This is a genomic window from Pseudomonas sp. P1_F7 (genome assembly GCF_056405655.1).
Window position 1 is genome coordinate 105,690 of the sequence record NZ_JBFUBR010000016.1, and the last position, 17,230, is coordinate 122,919.

A 17,230-nucleotide genomic window follows, 5' to 3' on the forward strand; every position below is an offset into this window, starting at 1 on the left:
GCCAATCGATGCCGCAGGTGGATCCCGAACTCTTCGACCGTGGCCAGTTCCAGGCTGAACTGGCCCTGAAGGCAAGCCCGATCGCGGCCTTCAAGAAGGCGATCCGCCAGGCCCGCGAAGTGCTCGATGCACGCTTTCGCAGCGGCCGCGACATTCGCCGGCTGATCGAGGACCGCGCCTGGTTCGTCGACAACATCCTGCAAAAGGCCTGGGAGCAGTTCAGCTGGAGCGAGGACGCCGACATTGCGCTGGTCGCGGTCGGTGGCTACGGCCGCGGTGAATTGCACCCTTATTCCGATATCGACTTGCTGATCCTGCTGGACAGTGCCGACCACGAGGTTTTCCGCGACTCCATCGAGCGTTTTCTGACGCTGTTGTGGGACATCGGCCTGGAGGTCGGTCAGAGCGTTCGCTCGGTCGACGAATGCGCCGTCGAGGCCCGCGCCGACCTGACGGTCGTCACCAACCTGATGGAAAGCCGTACCATCGCCGGCCCCGAGCATCTGCGCCAGCGCATGCTGGACGTCACCAGCACCGGGCACATGTGGCCGAGCAAGGACTTCTTCCTGGCCAAGCGCGCCGAACAAAAGGCCCGCCACCACAAGTACAACGACACCGAATACAACCTGGAACCCAACGTCAAAGGCTCACCCGGCGGCCTGCGGGATATCCAGACGATTCTGTGGGTGGCCCGTCGCGAGTACGGCACCCTGAACCTGCGGGCACTGGCTGGCGAAGGCTTTCTGGTCGAGAGCGAAAACGCCCTGCTCGCCTCCTCCCAGGAGTTCCTGTGGAAGGTTCGCTATGCCCTGCACATGCTGGCTGGCCGCTCCGAAGACCGCCTGCTGTTCGATCACCAGCGCACCATTGCCGGGCTGCTGGGCTTCAAAGGCGACGACGCCAAGCAAGCCATCGAAAATTTCATGCAGCAGTATTACCGGGTGGTGATGAGCATCGCCCAGCTCAGCGACCTGATCATCCAGCACTTCGAGGAAGTGATCCTCGCACCGGAAGACGAAGCCCCACCGCAGCCGATCAACTCGCGCTTCCAGTTGCATGACGGCTACATCGAAGCACGCAACGACAACGTGTTCCGGCGCACACCGTTCGCCATGCTGGAAATCTTCGTGCTGATGGCCCAGCAGCCGGAAATCAAGGGCGTGCGCGCCGACACCATTCGTCTGCTGCGGGAAAACCGTCACCTGATCGACGACGACTTCCGCAACGATATTCGTAACACCAGCCTGTTTATCGAGCTGTTCAAGTGCAAGATCGGCATCCACCGCAATCTGCGGCGAATGAACCGTTATGGCATCCTTGGGCGTTATCTGCCCGAATTCGGTTTTATCGTCGGGCAGATGCAACATGACCTTTTTCACATCTATACGGTCGATGCCCATACCCTGAACCTGATCAAGCACCTGCGTAAGTTGCAGTACACCCAGGTGTCGGAAAAATTCCCGCTGGCCAGCAAGCTCATGGGCAAGCTGCCCAAACCCGAGCTGATTTACATGGCCGGCCTGTACCACGACATCGGCAAAGGCCGGCATGGCGACCACTCAGACATCGGCGCGGTCGACGCCGAGGCGTTTTGCCAGCGCCATCAGCTGCCAGTGTGGGACAGCCGCTTGATCGTGTGGCTGGTGCAAAACCACCTGGTGATGTCGACCACAGCCCAGCGCAAGGACCTGTCCGACCCGCAGGTGATCCACGATTTCGCACAGATCGTCGGCGACGAAACCCGCCTCAACTATCTGTATGTGCTGACCGTCGCCGACATCAACGCCACCAACCCGACCCTGTGGAACTCCTGGCGCGCCAGCCTGCTGCGCCAGCTCTACACCGAGACCAAGCGCGCCCTGCGTCGTGGCCTTGAGAACCCGGTGGACCGCGAAGAGCAGATCCGCCAGACCCAGAGCGCCGCCCTGGATATCCTGGTGCGCGGCGGCACCGACCCGGACGACGTCGAGCAACTGTGGGCGCAGTTGGGTGATGACTATTTCCTGCGTCACACCGCCGGCGATGTGGCCTGGCATAGCGACGCGATCCTCCAGCAACCGACTGATGGCGGGCCACTGGTGCTGATCAAGGAAACCACCCAGCGCGAGTTCGAAGGCGGTACACAGATCTTCATCTACGCCCCCGACCAGCATGACTTCTTTGCCGTGACCGTGGCTGCGATGGACCAGCTCAACCTGAACATTCACGACGCCCGGGTCATTACCTCCAGCAGCCAGTTCACCCTCGACACCTATATCGTGCTCGATACCGACGGCGACTCGATTGGCGACAACCCGGCGCGGATCAAGCAAATCCGCGACGGCCTGACCGAAGCCCTGCGCAACCCGGATGACTACCCGACCATCATCCAGCGCCGGGTGCCGCGTCAACTCAAGCATTTCGCCTTTGCGCCACAGGTGACGATCCACAACGATGCCCAGCGTCAAGTGACGGTGCTGGAACTCACGGCGCCCGACCGCCCGGGCCTGCTGGCGCGGATTGGCACGATTTTCCTGGAGTTCGACCTGTCACTGCAGAACGCCAAGATCGCCACCCTCGGCGAGCGCGTGGAAGACGTGTTCTTCATCACCGACGCCAACAATCAGCCGCTGTCCGACCCACTACTGTGCAGCCGCCTGCAGGATGCGATCGTCGAACAACTGAGCGTCAACCAGGAACCCGATATCAAACTGTCGCGCATCAGCATCTGAATCACACATTTCCCCCTGTGGGAGCGAGCAGGCTCGCTTCCACATTGAAAGAGGCCCCCGATGAACAACGCTCTGTCCCAGCTCCAGCCCTACCCGTTCGAGAAACTCCGCGCCCTGCTCGGCAGCGTGACGCCGAACCCGGACAAGCGTCCGATCGCGCTGTCCATCGGCGAGCCGAAACACCGTTCGCCTAGCTTCGTCGCCGAGGCCCTGGCCAGCAATCTGGAAAAAATGGCCGTATACCCGACCACCCTCGGCATCCCGGAGCTGCGCGAAGCCATCGCGGCATGGTGCGAGCGGCGCTTCGATGTCCCCAAGGGCTGGATCGACCCGGCGCGCAACGTGCTGCCGGTCAACGGTACCCGCGAGGCGCTGTTCGCCTTCACCCAGACCGTGGTCAACCGTGGCGATGACGCGCTGGTGGTCAGCCCGAACCCGTTCTATCAGATATACGAAGGCGCGGCGTTCCTCGCCGGGGCCAAGCCGCATTACCTACCGTGCCTGGACGAAAACGGCTTCAACCCGGATTTCGACGCCGTGTCGCCGGAAATCTGGACGCGCTGCCAGATCCTGTTCCTGTGCTCGCCAGGCAACCCGACCGGTGCATTGATTCCGGTGGAAACCCTGAAGAAGCTGATCGCCCTGGCCGATGAATACGACTTCGTGATTGCCGCCGATGAGTGCTACAGCGAGCTGTACTTCGACGAGCAAACCCCGCCGCCTGGCCTGCTCAGCGCTTGCGCGGAACTGGGTCGCAAGGACTTCAAGCGTTGCGTGGTGTTCCACAGCCTGTCCAAGCGTTCGAACCTGCCAGGCCTGCGTTCAGGTTTTGTCGCCGGTGACGCCGACATCCTCAAGGGCTTCCTGCTCTACCGTACCTACCACGGCTGCGCAATGCCGGTTCAAACCCAGCTGGCCAGCGTTGCTGCGTGGAATGACGAAGTGCACGTTCGCGCCAACCGTGCGCTATATCGCGAGAAATTTGACGCGGTGCTGGAAATCCTCAGCCCGGTCATGGACGTACAGCGGCCGGATGGCAGCTTCTACCTGTGGCCGAATGTGGCCGGTGACGACGCAGCGTTCTGCCGCGACCTGTTCGAACAGGAGCACGTGACCGTGGTACCGGGCTCTTACCTGTCCCGCGATGTTGATGGTTTAAATCCAGGCGCGGGTCGAGTACGCATGGCACTGGTTGCCCCACTATCCGAATGTCTTGAAGCGGCAGAACGTATTCGCAACTTCATAACTCGCCGCAACTGACACTGACAAGGCCTGTACCGTGCAACGCAGTACAGGCCGCCCATCGGCAACAACATCTAACAACCAGCAACTTTACAGTGCAACTTTAATTTAAATAATCTCCAACTCGAAACCAATCTATTGACCAGATTAAAACATCGAGAAGGAGAGCGATAATGCCATATTCAGAACCATGCAAAGTTATCAATAGTTTTGATATACACGCCTCTTACGAAGCGGCCATCAGTGAAAACCCTGGCAACGACAATACCGACTCTATAGGAAACAGAAAAAAACGCGGCGTCGTATCTCACAGTAAATTCTGGGCAAGTCATCGAACGCTCAAGATTGCTTTTCTTGCCCCACCCTTCCAACGCACACCGTCAGGCGGCCATAGCAGCCATCAAACAATGGCAACCCTCTATCAATTTGACGCTGGAGTTCGCAGACGATGCCGTGGGGGATATCAGAATCAGCATGGAAGCCCCCTTGAACTATTCAGCAATCGGTACCGATGCAACACTGCGAGGTCCAGGCGAGAACACAATGAACATCGGCACGGAGCTAACACACCCGGCGTTCGAAAGCACCGTTTTGCATGAGTTTGGCCATGCATTGGGAATGGAACATGAACACCAGCACCCCAAAGCCGACATTCCATGGAACAGGCCGTTCGTCTACCACTATTACCTCACAAGATATAACTGGTCGAAAGAAGAAGTCGATCACAACTTATTCAAAACACTGGAAACTCTCACTACCCGCACAACGCCCTATGACAAAAAATCAATAATGCACTATCAAATCCCGAATGAACTGACCACGGGCAATTGGAGCGTAGAGAAGAACACCAGCCTCAGCCAGAATGATCGGCGACTGATGCGAAAAATATATCCAAAATCTTTACTACTCCAATAATGCGCAAACAAATAAAACCAACACCCCCCTTTTCAAAAAACCACAACCGACAAAAGACATGGACGCCACCCCTATGAAAAATGGAGCTTGCAGCATTGTTAGAAGCATTGATCCAGTCGCCTCTTACGAGGCCGCGATCAATGAACGAAGTGATAATGTCAAATCCAATACTTCCGGACGCGCCAAGAGAAGCGTTGCCATGCATACTACTTTCTGGGAGCCTGGGCGCACCCTGAAAATAGCCATGTACGACGAGAACCAGAAAACCATAAACACAGTAAAGAACATTACGAACAAATGGTTAGCGCATGTCAATTTAAAATTCGAATTGATTTCCGGAGCAGTGGGTGACATTCGCATAAAAATCGAGCCAAACCAAACCATCGGCTCTTACTCCTTTTTAGGTACAGATGCACTGACCTGCCCCCCTGACGAACCCACTATGAAAATAGGAACAGCTTTAGAGGATGATGTTTTTGAAACCACCGTATTACATGAATTTGGTCACGCACTCGGCCTCCATCATGAACATCAGCATCCCGATGCAGATATCCCTTGGGATCTGGAAAAAGTCTACGCGTGGTATAAAGAAGAATTCGACTGGGAGCGTGATCTAGTTGATTCACAGGTCCTGCCGTTACCTCGCTCCACATACTACACCTATGGCGATTACGACCCCTTATCAGTCATGCATTACGACATCGATAGCAAACTTACCCTAAACAACTGGTCACACCCTGGAAATTTCAAACCAAGTGAAAAAGACAAGGAGACAATTCGCAAAATCTACCCTCACAAAACTATATTCGACACACTCTCTAAACTATACGACAAACTGAAATCACCACTTTTCGGCAGCGCTCATTAACAAGTAAACGTTTTTAAAGTACAACTTTTCGCTCTAGCCATATCGATGACTCTTCGATACTCACCACAACACAGCAATGAAAACAATCAAAAGAGTGTGCATCATTACTTCACTGCTCCCAGCTTGGCCTCACTCAGATCCAGTTCCCCCAACACCTCTCGCAGCACGTCATCACCTATCTGGTGATGGCGGCTCAGGTTGTACAACTCCAGGCGTTGCGCCCGCAACGCCTTCAAACGCAAACGCCGTTCCAGCAAGTCCATCTGAAAGGCCAGGGCCTGGGCTTCAGCGGAATCGTTGAACACCTCCAACTGGTGGCGGTACTCGGACATGATTCGCGCCTTGAGCTCGGCGGCCAGCGCGGACTGGGCGGCGTCCTGCGGGTTGACCTCTTCTGTCTCAAGCACATGAATGGCCGCTTCGGCGGTTTTGCGCCACGCGTCGCGTACTTCATTGCGCCGCTTGTCGTCAGGGCTGGCTTCAATGCCACGCAACAACAGTGGCAGCGCGATGCAGGCCGCAATCAACGACAGCAGAATCACCCCCGCAGCAATAAAGATCAGCAAGTCCCGCTCGGGAAACGCGCTGGCGCCCATGAGCATCGGCACCGACATTACACCCGCCAGCGTCACGGCCCCGCGCACACCGCCCACGGTCAGCAACCAACAGGATCGCGCTGTCGGCACCCGGGTCACTTCACCCTTGCCGCGCAGGCGCCGCAGCAGCACCGACAATCGCCAAATGCTCTGCACCCAGACGAACCGCAAAACCAGCAGCACCAGAAAAATTGCCACTACGTCCAGCCCGCGATACAGCAACGTCGGCCATAGCGATGTTTCGTGACTGGCCACTGCCTTGATGATGTCCGGCAATTGCAGACCCAACAGCAGGAAGATCAAACCGTTGAAGGCGAACTCCAGCAGCGACCAGACGCTGCGATTGAGCAAACGCGTATTGGTCTGGCGCGGCAACAGATCGAGCCAGCTCTGCATCATCCCCGCCGCCACCGCCGAGAGGATGCCCGACACTTCCATGCGCTCGGCCAGCACGTAGGCCGCAAACGGCAGCAGCAACATGAACACCACGTGCGTCGCCGGATCATCCCAGCCGCGCGCGATCATCCACGCCCGCAGACGGCCGACCAGCCAGCTCAAGGCCACCCCGACGGCCAGACCACCCACGGCGACCATCACGAACGTCAGGCTGGCATTGGCCAGTGAAAAAACACCGGTCACAGCCGCCACCAGCGCAAATTTGAACGTCACCAGGCCCGAGGCGTCGTTCATCAGCGCCTCGCCCTGCAAGATGTGCATCAACGGGGTCGGCAGGCGATTGCGGGAAATGGCCGACACCGCCACCGCATCCGTCGGCGACAGCACGGCCGCCAGGGCAAACGCTACCGGCAAGGGCACACCGGGAAGCAACCAGTGAATGAAATAGCCGGCGCCGATCACGGTAAACAGCACCAGACCCACCGCCAGGGTCAGAATCGGTCCGCGCAGATGCCAGAATTCGCGCTTGGGCATGCGCCAGCCGTCGGAGAACAACAGCGGCGGCAGGAACAGAAACAGGAACAGTTCGGGATCGAGGGCTACATGGAGGCCGAGCGTCGGCCAGGCAAGCAAGGCTCCAGCGGAAATCTGCACCAACGGCAACGGCAGCGGAACCACCCGCCCGATCGGGCGCGAAACGCCGACCAGCATCAACAGGATCAGGACGGTGTAGGCAGTTTGCATAAAGCGGGATTCCCGGATGCATTGAAGTGCCATATTAGCCGCTTAGACTACCGGTGGCCCTTGCACCTATGTCGCACCGGCACAGAGCGTCCTGAATCACCGCAATCCCACAGGTTTTGCGTTTTAACTCAATGCCCATGGCATAATCCGTCACCTTTTAAATCCAGCACCTGCAAAGGGGGCAATTCCTTGACCGTTTCAAGCAAATCGTTGCACCTTTTCGGCATCAAAGCCTGCGACACCATGAAAAAGGCGCGCACCTGGCTCGATGAACACGCTGTCAGCTATGACTTTCATGATTACAAAGCGGTCGGTATCGACCGTGAACACCTCACCCAATGGTGCAACGAGCACAGTTGGGAGGTGGTGTTGAACCGTGCAGGCACGACCTTTCGCAAGCTCGACGACGAACGCAAAGCCGATCTCGACCAGACGAAAGCCATCGAACTGATGCTCGCACAACCCTCGATGATCAAGCGCCCGGTGCTCGATCTCGGCGACCGAACCCTGATTGGCTTCAAGCCAGACATCTACGCGGCCGCGCTCAAGTAAGCAGCCCGTTCAATTTTGTTAGAGGTATACACATGTCCACTACCCTGTTCAGCCTGGCCTTCGGCGTCGGCACTCAAAACCGTCAAGGCGCATGGCTGGAAGTGTTCTACGCAGCCCCGGTACTCAAGCCATCGGCTGAAATCCTCGCCGCTATCGCACCGATCCTGGGCTACACCGAAGGCAATCAGGCCATCGCGTTCAGCACCGCCCAGGCCTCGCAGCTGGCTGAAGCGCTGAAAAGCGTCGACGCTGCCCAGGCTGCCCTGCTGACCCGCCTGGCCGAGAGCCACAAGCCGCTGGTTGCCACCTTGCTGGCTGAAGACGCCCAACTGTCGTCCACCCCTGAGGCCTACCTCAAGCTGCACCTGCTGAGCCATCGCCTGGTCAAGCCACACGGCCTGAACCTGGCCGGGATCTTCCCGCTGCTGCCGAACGTGGCCTGGACCAGCCAGGGCGCGGTCGATCTGAGCGAACTGGCCGAACTGCAACTCGAAGCCCGCCTGCGCGGCGAGCTGCTGGAAGTGTTCTCGGTGGACAAGTTCCCGAAAATGACCGACTACGTGGTTCCGGCCGGCGTGCGTATCGCTGACGCTGCGCGTCTGCGTCTGGGTGCTTACGTGGGCGAAGGTACCACCGTGATGCACGAAGGCTTCATCAACTTCAACGCCGGCACCGAAGGCCCAGGCATGATCGAAGGCCGCGTATCCGCTGGTGTATTCGTCGGCAAGGGTTCGGACCTGGGCGGCGGCTGCTCGACCATGGGCACCCTGTCGGGTGGCGGCAACATCGTGATCAAGGTCGGCGAAGGCTGCCTGATCGGCGCCAACGCTGGTATCGGTATCCCGTTGGGCGACCGCAACACCGTGGAATCGGGCCTGTACGTGACCGCCGGCACCAAAGTCGCGCTGCTGGACGAGAACAATCAGCTGGTCAAAGTGGTCAAGGCCCGTGAACTGGCCGGCCAGCCGGACCTGCTGTTCCGTCGCAATTCGGAGACCGGTGCCGTGGAATGCAAAACCCACAAATCGGCCATCGAACTGAACGAAGCGCTGCACGCTCACAACTAAGTGCCGCAGGCACCTGTGGGAGCGACGGTGCGACGATTCGCCTTGCTCGCGATGCTTTTTGGCGGCCTTACGGACGCCATCGCGAGCAAGCTCGCTCCCACAAGGTCCGGTGTACATCCGCCCAAGTTCACAGGGCTGAACACATGATGATTCTCTCTCCCTGGCGCGCCGATTTTCCGGCCATCGCCGCCCTGCAACGGCAAGGCCAGACCTATCTGGACAACGCCGCCACCACGCAAAAACCTCAAGCCCTGCTGGATGCCCTGGCGCATTACTACGCCAACGGCGCGGCCAACGTGCATCGGGCGCAGCACCTGCCCGGCGCCCACGCCACCCAGGCGTTCGAGGACAGCCGCCGCAAAGTCGCGCAATGGCTCAATGCTGGTGATTGCGGGCAGATCATCTTCACCCACGGCGCGACGTCCGCGCTGAATCTCCTGGCCTACGGCCTGGAACATCTTTTCAATCCGGGCGACGAGATTGTCATCAGCGCCCTGGAGCATCACGCCAACCTGCTGCCATGGCAGCAACTGGCGCACCGTCGCGACCTGAAACTGGTGATCCTGCCACTGGATGCCGTCGGCGTGATCGACCTTGAAGCCGCCGCCGGTTTGATCGGCTCGCGCACACGTCTGCTGGCGGTCAGTCAGCTGTCCAACGTGATTGGCGCGTGGCAGCCGCTGCCCGAATTGCTGGCACTGGCCAAGGCGCACAACGCTCTGACTGTGATCGACGGCGCCCAGGGCGTGGTCCATGGCCGCCATGACGTGCAAGCGCTGGGCTGCGATTTTTATGTGTTCTCCAGCCACAAGCTCTACGGCCCCGATGGCCTGGGCGTGCTGTACGGGCGCAATACAGCGCTGCAACAGCTGCGTCCCTGGCAGTTCGGCGGTGAAATGGTGCTGGACGCCAATTATCACGACGCACGCTTTCGCCCGGCACCGCTGGGTTTCGAGGCCGGGACGCCGCCGATTGCCAGTGTGATCGGCCTCGGAGCGACCCTCGATTACCTCGCCGGGCTCGATCAGAACGTCGTGTCAGCCCATGAAGCAGCGCTGCATACCGGTCTGCTCAAGGGCCTTGAAGCGCGCAACGGCATTCGCCTGTTGGGCAAGCCGCAGGTGGCACTGGCCAGTTTCACCGTAGAAGGTGTGCATAACTCCGATCTCGCGCATTTGCTGACCGAACAAGGGATCGCAGTGCGTGCCGGCCATCACTGCGCCATGCCGCTGCTCAAACGCTTTGAACTGGCCGGAGCGATTCGGGTGTCGTTGGCGCTGTACAACGATTCCGAAGACCTCGAGCGGTTCTTTGAAGCCTTGGATCAGGCGCTGGAGCTATTGCGATGAACCTGCCTGCCGATGCCGTGACGGCACTCGAAACCTTTCAGAAAGCGGCCGGCTGGGAACAACGCGCACGCCTGCTGATGCAATGGGGAGAACGTCTGCCGGCGTTGAGTGATGCGCAGATGTGTGATGCCAACCGAGTGCACGGCTGTGAAAGCCAGGTGTGGCTGGTGGGCGAATTGCGCGATGACCATTGGCGATTCAGCGCCAACAGCGATGCGCGCTTGATTCGCGGGTTGGTGGCGTTGCTGCTGGCGCGGGTCAATGGGTTGTCCGCGGCCGAGTTGCAGCAGGTGGATTTGCCGGACTGGTTCAATCAGTTGGGGTTGGGGCGGCAGTTGTCCGAGTCCCGCAGTAATGGCTTGAATGCGGTGCTTCAGCGGATGCGGAGCCTAAGCGACGCGTAGGAGCTGCCGAAGGCTGCGATCCGCCGTCACCATCATCACCGCACCAAACCCGCCGGCGCAGTCGAGCTTCACCCCATCCCCGACAAAACTCTTCTGCAGGCAAATGCTGCCGTCCGGTTTCGGGTAGCGCAGTTGCTCGGTGGAAAACACGCAGGGCACGCTGTAGTGGCGGGTCACGGTGCGTGAGAAGCCGTAGTCACGCCGCAGCGTGGAGCGCACTTTCGAAGCCAATGGATCGTTGAACGTGCGATTGAGGTCGCAGACCTGGATCAACGTCGGGTCAATCTGCCCGCCCGCGCCGCCGGTGGTGATGATCTGGATCTTGCGCCGCTTGCACCAGGCGATCAGCGCGGCCTTGGCGTTGACGCTGTCGATGCAGTCGATCACGCAGTCGATGTTCGGCGTGATGTACTCGGCCATGGTGTCGCGGGTGACGAAGTCAGGCACCGCGTGCACCGTGCAATCCGGATTGATCCCGCGCAGACGCTCGGCCATCACCTCGACCTTAGGCTTGCCGACGGTACTGTCCAGCGCATGCAGCTGACGATTGGCATTGCTGACGCAGACATCGTCCAGGTCGAACAGCGAAATCTCGCCGACCCCACAGCGGGCCATGGCTTCCGCCGCCCAGGAACCGACACCACCGACGCCAACGATCGCCACATGGGCCGCCCGCAGTCGCTCAAGCCCTTCGATGCCATACAAGCGGGCGATGCCGGCAAACCGCGGATCTTCTGTACTCATGACCATTACCTAAAAAACCGGCGCGTATTATACGGCCAGACGGTAACAAGTCCTACATATCAGAGGCGACATAGCCTACATATCGATGGCGATATGCCCTACACCAGAAATGACAGAACTTTAGCGAAATCAGATTGCCCAACGTCCGGCATTTCCCTGTTCGCTGTACGGTCAGAGAACCGCCGGTGTAGGATGCGCGCCCTTTACGGCCGCCGACCGTCCCCTCGTTCCACAGCCTTTGGAACCCGAAATAGCTATGTCATCGCGTAAATTTGGACTCAACCTGGTCGTGGTGCTTGCCATCGCAGCCTTGTTTACCGGCTTCTGGGCGCTGATCAACCGCCCGGTCACCGCCCCCAACTGGCCTGAACAGATCTCCGGCTTCTCGTACTCGCCATTCCAGCAGGGCCAGTTCCCGCAGAAAGACCAGTACCCGACCGACGATCAAATGCGTCGCGACCTGGAGATCATGAGCAAGCTGACGGACAACATCCGCATCTACTCGGTCGATGGCACCCTGCAAGACATCCCGAAACTCGCGGAAGAGTTCGGCTTGCGGGTGACCCTGGGGATCTGGATCAGCCCGGACCAGGAACGCAACGAACGGGAAATTACCCGCGCCATTGAGATCGCCAACTCCTCGCGCAGCGTGGTTCGTGTGGTGGTCGGCAACGAGGCGATTTACCGTAAGGAAATTACCGCCGCCGAACTGAGCGTGATGCTCGACCGTGTCCGTGCAGCCGTGAAGGTGCCAGTGACCACGTCCGAGCAATGGCACGTTTGGGAAGAACACCCGGAACTGGCCAAACACGTCGACCTGATCGCCGCGCACATCCTGCCTTACTGGGAATTTATCCCGATGGACAAGGCCGGGCAGTTCGTCCTCGACCGCGCCCGCGACCTGAAAAAGCTGTTCCCGAAAAAGCCACTGCTGCTGTCCGAGGTGGGTTGGCCGAGCAACGGCCGCATGCGCGGTGGCGCCGATGCCTCACCGGCAGACCAGGCGATCTACCTGCGAACCCTGGTCAACAAGCTCAACCGCCAGGGCTTCAACTACTTCGTGATCGAAGCGTTTGACCAGCCGTGGAAGGCCAGCGACGAAGGTTCCGTCGGCGCCTACTGGGGCGTGTTCAACGCCGCGCGCCAGCAGAAGTTCAACTTCGAAGGCCCGGTGGTGGCGATTCCGCAATGGCGCGTATTGGCCATTGGCTCGGTGGTATTGGCGCTGTTGTCGCTGACCCTGCTGATGATCGACGGCTCGGCCCTGCGCCAGCGTGGCCGTACCTTCCTGACCTTCATTGCGTTCCTGTGTGGTTCGGTGCTGGTGTGGATCGGTTACGACTACAGCCAGCAATACAGCACCTGGTTCAGTCTGACAGTGGGCTTTTTGCTTGCCCTCGGTGCGCTCGGGGTGTTTATCGTGCTGCTGACCGAAGCCCATGAACTGGCCGAAGCGGTGTGGGTGCACAAGCGCCGGCGTGAGTTCCTGCCGGTGGAAGGCGATTCCAGCTACCGCCCGAAAGTGTCGATTCACGTGCCCTGCTACAACGAGCCGCCGGAGATGGTCAAACAGACCCTCAACGCCTTGGCCAACCTCGACTATCCGGATTTCGAAGTCCTGATCATCGACAACAACACCAAGGACCCTGCTGTCTGGGAACCGGTGCGCGATTACTGCGCAACCCTCGGCCCGCGCTTCAAGTTCTTCCACGTGGCACCGCTGGCCGGCTTCAAGGGCGGCGCGCTGAACTACCTGATTCCGCACACCGCCAAGGATGCCGAAGTCATTGCCGTGATCGACTCGGACTACTGCGTCGACCGCAACTGGCTCAAGCACATGGTGCCGCACTTCGCCGACCCGAAAATCGCCGTGGTGCAGTCGCCGCAGGATTACCGCGACCAGAACGAAAGCACCTTCAAGAAGCTCTGCTACGCGGAATACAAGGGCTTCTTCCACATCGGCATGGTCACCCGCAACGACCGTGACGCGATCATCCAGCACGGCACCATGACCATGACCCGCCGCTCGGTGCTCGAAGAACTGGGCTGGGCCGACTGGTGCATCTGTGAAGACGCCGAACTGGGCCTGCGGGTATTCGAGAAAGGCCTGTCGGCGGCGTATTACCACACCAGCTATGGCAAGGGCCTGATGCCCGATACCTTTATCGACTTCAAGAAACAGCGTTTCCGCTGGGCCTACGGAGCAATTCAGATCATCAAGCGTCACACCGCCAGCCTGCTGCGCGGCAAGGACACCGAACTGACCCGTGGCCAGCGTTACCACTTCCTCGCGGGCTGGTTGCCGTGGGTGGCGGACGGCATGAACATCTTCTTCACCGTTGGCGCACTGCTGTGGTCGGCGGCGATGATCATCGTGCCGCAACGGGTCGATCCGCCGCTGCTGATCTTCGCAATCCCGCCGTTGGCATTGTTCGTGTTCAAGGTCGCCAAGATCATCTTCCTCTACCGTCGTGCGGTCGGGGTCAACTTGAAGGATGCCTTCTGCGCGGCGCTGGCCGGCCTGGCGTTGTCCCATACCATCGCCAAAGCGGTGTTGTACGGCTTCTTCACCAGCAGCATTCCGTTCTTCCGTACGCCGAAAAACGCCGATAACCACGGCTTCTGGGTGGCCATTTCGGAAGCCCGGGAAGAGATGTTCATCATGCTGCTGTTGTGGAGCGCTGCCTTGGGGATCTTCCTGGTGAACGGCATGCCGAGCAACGACATGCGTTTCTGGGTGACCATGTTGCTGGTGCAGTCGTTGCCATACCTGGCGGCGCTGATCATGGCGTTCCTGTCGTCGCTGCCGAAACCGGCCGCCGAGCCTGAAACGGCACCTGTCGTCTAAATCTCTGCGGATGCACTAAACGGCGGCCAATGGTCGCCGTTTTGCTTTAAGATAACCGCCATTTTGCGGGGCTTGGCTTAAGGGCCAGACCCAATACCTGTAGGAGCGAGCTTGCTCGCGATGCAGGCGATGGGGTTTGTCATACAGATCGTGCCATCGTTCATCGCGAGCAAGCTCGCTCCTACACATTTACAGCTTCCGGAGTTTTCCATGACGGCCCACGCCGACCTTTCGCCGACCCTCCAACTCGCCATCGACCTGATCCGCCGTCCGTCCGTGACGCCGATCGACGCCGATTGCCAGAAGCAGATGATGCAGCGCCTGGGCGATGCCGGTTTCACCCTGGAACCGATGCGCATCGAAGATGTGGATAACTTCTGGGCCACCCACGGCCAGGACGACGGTCCGGTGCTGTGCTTCGCCGGTCACACCGACGTGGTCCCGACCGGCCCCGTGACGGCCTGGCAGATCGAACCGTTCAACGCACTGATCGACGAACACGGCATGCTCTGCGGCCGTGGCGCCGCCGACATGAAAGGCAGCCTCGCCGCCATGACCGTCGCCTCCGAGCGTTTTGTCGCCGACTACCCGAACCACAAGGGCAAAGTCGCCTTCCTGATCACCAGCGACGAAGAAGGTCCGGCGCACCACGGCACCAAGGCGGTGGTTGAACGTCTGGCCGCGCGCAAGGAACGTCTGGACTGGTGCATCGTCGGCGAACCGTCGAGCACCACCCTGGTGGGTGACGTGGTCAAGAACGGCCGTCGCGGCTCCCTCGGCGCCAAGCTGACCGTACGCGGCGTGCAAGGCCACGTGGCCTACCCGCACCTGGCCAAGAACCCGATCCACCTCGCCGCCCCGGCCCTGGCCGAACTGGCTGCCGAGCACTGGGACCACGGCAACGATTTCTTCCCGCCGACCAGTTTCCAGATCTCCAACGTCAATTCCGGCACCGGTGCGACCAACGTGATCCCGGGTGACCTGGTGGCGGTGTTCAACTTCCGTTTCTCCACCGAGTCCACCGTCGAAGGCCTGCAAAAGCGCGTGGCCGACATCCTCGACAAGCATGGCCTGGACTGGCACGTCGACTGGGCATTGTCCGGTCTGCCGTTCCTCACCGAGCCAGGCGCGCTGCTGGACGCGGTGTCGTCGAGCATCAAGGACATCACCGGTCGCGACACCAAGGCGTCCACCAGCGGTGGCACCTCCGACGGTCGCTTCATCGCGACCATGGGCACCCAAGTGGTTGAACTGGGCCCGGTCAACGCGACCATCCACCAGGTCAACGAGCGCGTACTGGCGGCGGACCTCGACGTGCTGACCGAGATCTACTACCAGACCCTGATCAAGTTGCTCGCCTGATGCTGGCGTGTCCGATCTGCAGTGAACCGCTGAACGCGGTGGACAACGGCGTGGTCTGCCCCGCCGGGCATCGTTTCGACCGTGCGCGCCAGGGTTACTTGAACCTGTTGCCGGTGCAGCACAAGAACAGCCGCGACCCTGGGGATAACCAGGCAATGGTCGAAGCCCGCCGCGACTTTTTGAACGCCGGGCACTACGCCCCGGTGGCCAAGCGCCTGGCGGAATTGGCTGCCAGCTATGCACCGCAGCGCTGGCTGGACATCGGTTGTGGCGAGGGTTACTACACCGCACAAATCGCCGAGGCTTTGCCGAGTGCCGAAGGCTACGCGCTGGATATTTCCCGGGAAGCGGTCAAACGTGCCTGCAAACGCAACCCGAAACTCACCTGGTTGATCGCCAGCATGGCCCGCGTGCCGCTGGAGTCGGGCAGTTGCCAGTTCCTCGCCAGCGTTTTCAGTCCGCTGGATTGGGAAGAAGCCAAACGCCTGCTCAGCGTTGGCGGCGGCCTGATGAAAGTCGGACCGACCAGCGGCCACCTGATGGAATTGCGCGAACGGCTGTACGACGAAGTCCGCGAATACACCGACGACAAGCATCTGGCCCTTGTGCCGGAAGGCATGGCGCTGGCCCACAGTGAAACCCTGGAATTCAAACTGACGCTGGTCAGCGGCCAGGACCGCGCCAACCTGCTGGCCATGACGCCCCACGGCTGGCGCGCCAGCGCCGAGCGCCGTGCCGCTGTTATCGAGCAGGCCGAGCCGTTCGAGGTCACCGTGTCGATGCGCTACGATTATTTCGTACTTCAATAACCTTAACTTTTGGCCTTGAGCAGTCGCTTGAGGCCGGCTAAATCCGCGAATGGATTTTTCAGACCCGCAGTGAGGACATCCATGCGCCAACCCGATATCGAGATTTACCTGAAAGACGCCGACGTCGACCACAAGGCCATTTCCACCTGGCTCGGTGCGGCATTGGGCCCGTGCACCGATTGGGTCCAGAAGGGCCAGACTTACAAGTGCAAGGCCGGCAACGTTCCAGTGACCTGGTTGCCAAAAGCTGTTGGCAAGTGGAACAGCCTGTACCTGGAAAGCGACCAGACCCCATGGGACGACGACATCGCCTGCGCCCGCGCTGCGTTTGCCGCGCTGAACGTCGAAGTGCGTTGCGCACCGGGTAGCTGGGTTGAGGAGGAAGGTGAGGAAACGGCGGATCGCTGGATTCGCATCAGCGCCGATGGTGAAGAGGAGATCACCTGGAAAACCGCTTAAAGCCTGAACACCGAACCTGTGGGAGCGAGCTTGAACTGGTCAAGTAATCTTGGACACCCGTTAAGGTTTACGCCGCCAGTCTCTCCTTCGCGACTGGCGACCGGTAGTCGTTGTAGCTGTGAGGCCTGCTGATGTTGTAGCGCGAGACATAGCGCTGCACATCT

General features: G+C 59.8%; 13 protein-coding genes and 1 pseudogene. 12 read left to right on the forward strand and 2 right to left on the reverse strand.

The features are described 5' to 3' along the window. The first annotated feature begins 8 nt into the window (after positions 1-8). The 4 genes from AC1D1M_RS23695 (at position 9) to AC1D1M_RS23710 (ending at position 5,736) form a co-directional block, all read left to right on the forward strand. A complete protein-coding gene (locus AC1D1M_RS23695; protein WP_477777473.1) occupies positions 9-2,711 on the forward strand; it encodes a [protein-PII] uridylyltransferase in 2,703 nt (900 codons plus the stop codon). A gap of 60 nt (positions 2,712-2,771) precedes the next feature. Continuing rightward, on the forward strand, positions 2,772-3,971 hold the full coding sequence (gene dapC / locus AC1D1M_RS23700) for a succinyldiaminopimelate transaminase (protein WP_477777474.1): 1,200 nt from the start codon (positions 2,772-2,774) through the stop codon (positions 3,969-3,971). A gap of 336 nt (positions 3,972-4,307) precedes the next feature. Next, positions 4,308-4,868: a M12 family metallopeptidase gene (locus tag AC1D1M_RS23705; protein WP_477777475.1), complete on the forward strand. Its 561-nt coding sequence runs from the start codon at positions 4,308-4,310 to the stop codon at positions 4,866-4,868. Between the two features lie 58 nt (positions 4,869-4,926). Continuing rightward, complete coding sequence (locus AC1D1M_RS23710) at positions 4,927-5,736, forward strand: M12 family metallopeptidase (RefSeq protein WP_477777476.1); 810 nt, start codon at positions 4,927-4,929, stop codon at positions 5,734-5,736. 104 nt (positions 5,737-5,840) lie between these two features. On the opposite strand, the gene AC1D1M_RS23715 is transcribed toward AC1D1M_RS23710, so the two are convergent. Next, positions 5,841-7,472 carry a Na+/H+ antiporter gene (locus tag AC1D1M_RS23715; protein WP_477777477.1) on the reverse strand — a complete coding sequence of 544 codons (1,632 nt, stop codon included), beginning with the start codon at positions 7,470-7,472 and terminating at the stop codon, positions 5,841-5,843. A 189-nt stretch (positions 7,473-7,661) separates the two neighbouring features. Between AC1D1M_RS23715 and AC1D1M_RS23720 the strand changes: the two genes are divergently transcribed. The 4 genes from AC1D1M_RS23720 to AC1D1M_RS23735 all read left to right on the forward strand — a co-directional run bounded on the left by AC1D1M_RS23720 (position 7,662) and on the right by AC1D1M_RS23735 (position 10,844). Next, complete coding sequence (locus tag AC1D1M_RS23720) at positions 7,662-8,024, forward strand: ArsC family reductase (protein WP_477777478.1); 363 nt, start codon at positions 7,662-7,664, stop codon at positions 8,022-8,024. 32 nt (positions 8,025-8,056) lie between these two features. Then, complete coding sequence (gene dapD / locus AC1D1M_RS23725; protein WP_150757296.1) at positions 8,057-9,091, forward strand: 2,3,4,5-tetrahydropyridine-2,6-dicarboxylate N-succinyltransferase; 1,035 nt, start codon at positions 8,057-8,059, stop codon at positions 9,089-9,091. 143 nt (positions 9,092-9,234) lie between these two features. After that, entirely contained in the window at positions 9,235-10,440 is a 1,206-nt protein-coding gene (locus AC1D1M_RS23730; RefSeq protein ID WP_477777479.1) for an aminotransferase class V-fold PLP-dependent enzyme, read from the forward strand. Further along, complete coding sequence (locus AC1D1M_RS23735) at positions 10,437-10,844, forward strand: SufE family protein (protein WP_477777480.1); 408 nt, start codon at positions 10,437-10,439, stop codon at positions 10,842-10,844. Before AC1D1M_RS23730 ends, AC1D1M_RS23735 begins: the two co-directional genes overlap by 4 nt. 21 nt (positions 10,845-10,865) lie before the next feature. Here the strand turns inward: AC1D1M_RS23735 and tcdA are convergent. Then, positions 10,866-11,594 (reverse strand): annotated as a pseudogene (tcdA, locus tag AC1D1M_RS23740) (tRNA cyclic N6-threonylcarbamoyladenosine(37) synthase TcdA); the annotation flags it as partial. Positions 11,595-11,844: 250 nt separating this feature from the next. Between tcdA and AC1D1M_RS23745 the strand changes: the two are divergent. From AC1D1M_RS23745 to AC1D1M_RS23760, 4 genes are all read left to right on the forward strand, one after another. Further along, entirely contained in the window at positions 11,845-14,436 is a 2,592-nt protein-coding gene (locus tag AC1D1M_RS23745; protein ID WP_477777481.1) for a glycosyltransferase, read from the forward strand. A gap of 210 nt (positions 14,437-14,646) precedes the next feature. Continuing rightward, a complete protein-coding gene (gene dapE, locus AC1D1M_RS23750; RefSeq protein ID WP_007995764.1) occupies positions 14,647-15,798 on the forward strand; it encodes a succinyl-diaminopimelate desuccinylase in 1,152 nt (383 codons plus the stop codon). Beyond that, positions 15,798-16,607, forward strand: a complete 810-nt coding sequence (locus AC1D1M_RS23755) for a putative RNA methyltransferase (RefSeq protein WP_477777482.1) — start codon at positions 15,798-15,800, stop codon at positions 16,605-16,607. Before dapE ends, AC1D1M_RS23755 begins: the two co-directional genes overlap by 1 nt. An 81-nt stretch (positions 16,608-16,688) precedes the next feature. Next, positions 16,689-17,066 (forward strand): hypothetical protein, encoded by a 378-nt coding sequence (locus tag AC1D1M_RS23760; protein WP_008019569.1) that lies wholly within the window; start codon positions 16,689-16,691, stop codon positions 17,064-17,066. The last annotated feature ends 164 nt before the right edge of the window (positions 17,067-17,230 follow it).

Bases quoted from the DNA above. Each gene is read 5' to 3' on its own strand.
- AC1D1M_RS23730 (WP_477777479.1), top strand. From the start codon at position 9,235: ATGATGATTCTCTCTCCCTGGCGCGCCGATTTTCCGGCCATCGCCGCC.
- AC1D1M_RS23755 (WP_477777482.1), top strand. From the start codon at position 15,798: ATGCTGGCGTGTCCGATCTGCAGTGAACCGCTGAACGCGGTGGACAAC.
- dapC (WP_477777474.1), top strand. From the start codon at position 2,772: ATGAACAACGCTCTGTCCCAGCTCCAGCCCTACCCGTTCGAGAAACTC.
- AC1D1M_RS23760 (WP_008019569.1), top strand. From the start codon at position 16,689: ATGCGCCAACCCGATATCGAGATTTACCTGAAAGACGCCGACGTCGAC.
- AC1D1M_RS23735 (WP_477777480.1), top strand. From the start codon at position 10,437: ATGAACCTGCCTGCCGATGCCGTGACGGCACTCGAAACCTTTCAGAAA.
- AC1D1M_RS23745 (WP_477777481.1), top strand. From the start codon at position 11,845: ATGTCATCGCGTAAATTTGGACTCAACCTGGTCGTGGTGCTTGCCATC.
- AC1D1M_RS23695 (WP_477777473.1), top strand. From the start codon at position 9: ATGCCGCAGGTGGATCCCGAACTCTTCGACCGTGGCCAGTTCCAGGCT.
- dapE (WP_007995764.1), top strand. From the start codon at position 14,647: ATGACGGCCCACGCCGACCTTTCGCCGACCCTCCAACTCGCCATCGAC.
- AC1D1M_RS23715 (WP_477777477.1), bottom strand. From the start codon at position 7,472: ATGCAAACTGCCTACACCGTCCTGATCCTGTTGATGCTGGTCGGCGTT.
- AC1D1M_RS23710 (WP_477777476.1), top strand. From the start codon at position 4,927: ATGGACGCCACCCCTATGAAAAATGGAGCTTGCAGCATTGTTAGAAGC.
- dapD (WP_150757296.1), top strand. From the start codon at position 8,057: ATGTCCACTACCCTGTTCAGCCTGGCCTTCGGCGTCGGCACTCAAAAC.